Source organism: Candidatus Acidiferrales bacterium, from assembly GCA_036514995.1.
Classification (GTDB): Bacteria; Acidobacteriota; Terriglobia; order Acidiferrales; family DATBWB01; genus DATBWB01.
In genome coordinates this window covers 1-4,163 of record DATBWB010000176.1, presented here as the reverse complement: position 1 = coordinate 4,163, position 4,163 = coordinate 1, and the positions used below count along the sequence as shown (strand labels likewise).

Annotated in this window: 7 protein-coding genes; all 7 read left to right on the top strand. The window is 61.2% G+C overall.

Annotated features, from left to right (window positions below):
- Positions 1-180, top strand: a 180-nt coding sequence (locus VIH17_11820; GenBank protein ID HEY4683917.1) for a hypothetical protein, incomplete at its 5' end; no start/stop codon positions are given.
- A gap of 98 nt (positions 181-278) precedes the next feature.
- Positions 279-887: an enoyl-CoA hydratase/isomerase family protein gene (locus tag VIH17_11815; GenBank protein HEY4683916.1), complete on the top strand. Its 609-nt coding sequence runs from the start codon at positions 279-281 to the stop codon at positions 885-887.
- Between the two features lie 137 nt (positions 888-1,024).
- Complete coding sequence (locus VIH17_11810) at positions 1,025-2,302, top strand: hypothetical protein (GenBank protein HEY4683915.1); 1,278 nt, start codon at positions 1,025-1,027, stop codon at positions 2,300-2,302.
- An 11-nt stretch (positions 2,303-2,313) separates the two neighbouring features.
- The gene (locus tag VIH17_11805) at positions 2,314-2,901 is read left to right on the top strand and encodes a Zn-ribbon domain-containing OB-fold protein (protein HEY4683914.1); all 588 of its coding nucleotides are present in this window, start codon (positions 2,314-2,316) and stop codon (positions 2,899-2,901) included.
- Between the two features lie 98 nt (positions 2,902-2,999).
- The gene (locus VIH17_11800; protein ID HEY4683913.1) at positions 3,000-3,407 is read left to right on the top strand and encodes a thioesterase family protein; all 408 of its coding nucleotides are present in this window, start codon (positions 3,000-3,002) and stop codon (positions 3,405-3,407) included.
- Between the two features lie 26 nt (positions 3,408-3,433).
- Complete coding sequence (locus VIH17_11795) at positions 3,434-3,634, top strand: hypothetical protein (GenBank protein ID HEY4683912.1); 201 nt, start codon at positions 3,434-3,436, stop codon at positions 3,632-3,634.
- 7 nt (positions 3,635-3,641) lie between these two features.
- Positions 3,642-4,163 (top strand): aromatic amino acid lyase (locus tag VIH17_11790; GenBank protein HEY4683911.1); only part of this gene is annotated, 522 nt, incomplete at its 3' end.

Genomic DNA, 4,163 nt, shown 5'->3' with positions numbered 1-4,163 from the left:
TTGATGGAACTGCTCAAAGAAAAGCGAATGGACGATGTGATTGTCGTCGTTGGCGGCATCATTCCGGATGCTGACATTCCGCCGCTCAAGCAGGCAGGCATTGCTGAAGTCTTTCAGCCCGGAGCTTCGACGCAGGAGATCGTGGATTTCATTCAAGCTCGAGTGAAGCCCGGCCGGTAACCGCGCAGCCCCGGCCACGCCGCGGGCGAACGAGCGCAGCAAATAGACGTGGCAAGAGAGCATTACAAAGGTTTCCGCCAACCAAAACGGTTCTGATCGTGTCCGCTCAACTTTCCGTCGAACGCCAAGGCGAAGTCGCCCTTTTCCGACTCGGTGACGACGGAGATTTCCCCCGCCTGTCCCTGTCTCTGCTGGGCGAGATCGAGCGCGCCCTCATCGAGGCCGGGCGTGACGCAAAGGTTCGCGGAATCGTCATTGCCGGCAGCGATCGGGCCTTCGCCGCCGGAGCCGATCTTGTCGAGGTAAGCGCGCTTACTGCCGCGTCGGCGTTCCCCTTCTCCGCCGTTGGCCAGGGACTCTTTCGCTCGATCGAACGCTTTTCCAAGCCGGTGGTCGCTGCCATTCGCGGATATTGTCTGGGGGGCGGGCTCGACCTGGCGTTGGCCTGTCACATGCGCATCGCCGCCACCGACGCTATTTTCGGCCATCCCGGAGGAACGCTCGGCATCATGACCGGCTTTGGCGGGACGCAACGCTTGCCGCGATTGATCGGCCGCGTCCGCGCCATGGAGATACTCGCGTGCGGGCGCAACATTGCAGCCGAGGAAGCTTACGCCTGGGGGCTGGTGAGCCGCGTCGTGCCGCCGGATGGCTTGCTTGACGCGGCGCTGGAAAGGGCGCGCCCGCCGCGGCGGGCTGACCCATAGACGATGCTGGAGCCCGCCGTCGGAAAAACGCCTCGCTTCCCTTCCCCGGGCGGAAGCGGTATGCTCCCTTTCGCCTGCTTGTTGCATCCCGAAGCTTCGGGACCGCGCCGGATGTTCCACTCGGAGGAAACAACCTTATGAGACCTGTTTATATGATCTCAGGTGGCATCACCAAGTTTTCCAAGGCCAATCCCCATAGTTCCTTCCGCAAGATGGTCAAGCAATCGTTCGACTACGCCATGAACGACGTTCCCAAGCTTACTCTCGAGCGGATCGACGGCACGGTGGTGAGCTATTTTAGCGACCACTTCACGCGGCAACTGAAGGCCGGGGTCATGGCGGTGGATACATGCGGTTTGGTGCCGAAGCCCACCATCCGCATCGAGGGCGGCGGCGCCACCGGCGGCCTCTGCTTCCAGGAGGCCTGGCGGCACATCGCCTCGGGCTGGATGGACTGCGTGGCGGCGATGGGCTTTGAGACCATGTCGCACGTCAACACCTGGAAGGGCAACGAGTTCATCGCGCTGGCGAGCGACACCAACTTCGACTACCCGGTGGGCGGCTTCTACACCGGCTACTACGCCATGATGGTCGTCCGGCACATGCACGAGTTCGGCACCACCGTCGAGCAGCTTGCCCGGGTCAGCGTCAAGAACCACAAGAATGCCCTGCACAACATCTGGGCGCAGAAACACCTGGACCTTACCATTGAGGATGTGCGCAACTCCCCCATGGTCGCCTACCCGCTCACCCTGCTCGACATCTGCACCATGAGCGATGGCGCGGCGACCTGTATTCTGGCCAGCGAGGAGGTGGCCGAACGGGTATGCGATAACCCGGTGCGCGTCCTCGGGGTGGGCATGGGTTCCGACGCCATGCGCATGGCCGACCGGCCGCACGGCAAGGTCATCCCGTTGAAGCATGAAGATCCGAGCTGGTACAAGAATCTCAAGTATCCGGGCGTCCACAGCTTCCGCGCGGGACGGATGGCCTGCAAGATGGCCTACGAAAAAGCCGGCATTGAAGATCCGCGCGAAGACCTGGACTTCGTCGAGCTGCACGACGCCTACACCTCGAGCGAAATCCAGACCTATGAGGATATGGGGCTCTGCAAGTACGGCGACGGCGGCAAGTTCATTGATTCAGGCGAGCCGGAGCTGACCGGCTCGATCCCGGTCAACCCGAGCGGCGGCCTGATCGCTTGCGGCCATCCCGTCGGCGCCACCGGGCTGATGCAGGCGGCCTTCGCTTTCTGGCAACTGCAAGGAACCATAGCCAAGCACAACCGGGGCGACGGCCGGATCCAGGTGACGCAAAAGAAAGGCAAGGGCCGGCGACGCTTGCGCGGCGCCATACACAGCCACGCCGGCACCGGAACCTACGTCACCGTCAGCATCCTTGAGCGGACATTTTAAGGAGGAGGGACATGGCTGCCAAATCGAGCGCAAAGACCCGCCAGAGCAAAAGAAAACAAGCGACCGCTCCCAAGCCCCATTCCCCGAACGCGACCGCCGACTTGAAACCCCGCTACGACAAAGTAAGGTTGCCGGAGGTGGATACCGGCACTACCGTCTTCAATTTTGACCCGCTCATCATCAAGTACCACTACGAGATCGACTACATCCATAGCTACGCCGAGGACTCGCCCTTCTTCATCGGCCTCTCTCGGGGAAAGCTCCTGGGAAGCCGCTGCACCAAATGCGACCACAAGTTCGCCACGCCGCGAGGCTCCTGCATGGAGTGCGGCGCCAAGACGGAATGGTTCGAATTGCCTCTCGAAGGCCGGGTGCACACCTGGACTACCTGCTATTTCGGGTCGGAAGAGTTTCTCAAGGAAACTCCCTTCAACCTGGTGCTGGTGGAATTCGATGGTGTGGACACGCTTTTCCTGGCGCGGTTGATCGGCTGCAAGCAGGATGACATCAAGGTGGGAATGGCGATCCGAGCGCGCTTTCGCCGGCTTTCTCAGTTCAAGCCCACGGATGTGTACTTTGTGCCGGCCGAGGCGCCGTAATGGCGGGTGAATGAGGAAGAGTGAGGGGTGAATCGCCTTTCTGCCGTTCCCGGTTCTCGATTCATCCGTCATCTCACCCTCAATAGGCAATGCCAAGGATGACTCGCACCGTCGAAACCAAAATCCGCGTCCGCTATGCCGAAACCGACCAGATGGGCGTAGCTTACTACGCGAATTTTTTCGTCTGGTTTGAGATTGGACGGACGGAATATTGCCGGCGATGCGGAGTTGTCTATCGCGATATGGAGCTCAAGGACGACGCCTACATTGTCGTCGCCGAGGCCACTTGCCGCTACCAAGCGCCCGCCCGCTACGATGACCTTCTCCGCATCCGCACTCAGGTCAAAGAGGCGCGGAAGCGCGTCATCACGTTCGCCTATGAAGTTTATAATGATGCCACCGGTCAATTGTTGGCGACCGGCGCCACCACCCATGTCATCACGGGTCGGGATGGCCGGCCGAAAACGCTGCCCAAGAAATACCACAAGGTTTTTCTGACGGGATGAGTCAAGTGTTTTCCGGAGAAATCGCCTTGATCACAAGGCAATCCCTGCGCCACTCAACTGCCATTCTGAGCCCCGACTTTGTCGGGGTGAACTCCGTGAAGAATCCTTGTGGTGAGCGCAGCCGAACCATCCGCGTTGAGATGCTTCGCCCCGACTGGGTCGGGGTTCAGCATCACAAGCGCAGAGACGCCGAGCCCGGCGGCACCCGCCGCCGGCATGCTGAATGAGGTTAAAGTGCCCTTGCAAAACAAGCCAGGCAATCGCGGAGCACTGTCGCTGACCGGGAATGACCTGACGATTGCCGACTTCCGCTCGGTCGTCTTGAATGGCCGGGCTGTCAGGCTGGACAAGAAGGCGCGCCGGCAGGTGGAAGCGGCTCGCGCCGTCATCCAGAAGATGGTCGAGGCCGAAACGCCCGTCTATGGTGTCACCACCGGCCTGGGCAAACTCTCCGACGTCCGCGTCTCTCACGATGAAATTCTCGAACTGCAAGTCAACCTCGTGCGAAGCCATGCCTGCGGCATTGGCGAGCCGCTGAGCGAAATCGAAACGCGCGCGATGATGCTCCTGCGGGCCAACGTCCTGGCCAAAGGCTACTCGGGTTGCCGGCCGGCCGTGATTGAAGCGCTGTGCGAGATGCTCAACCGCGGCGTTCATCCGGTGGTTCCCTCCCGCGGTTCGGTCGGGGCCTCCGGCGATCTGGCGCCGCTGGCGCATCTTTCCCTCGTGCTCATCGGAGAAGGCGAAGCGGTCTAT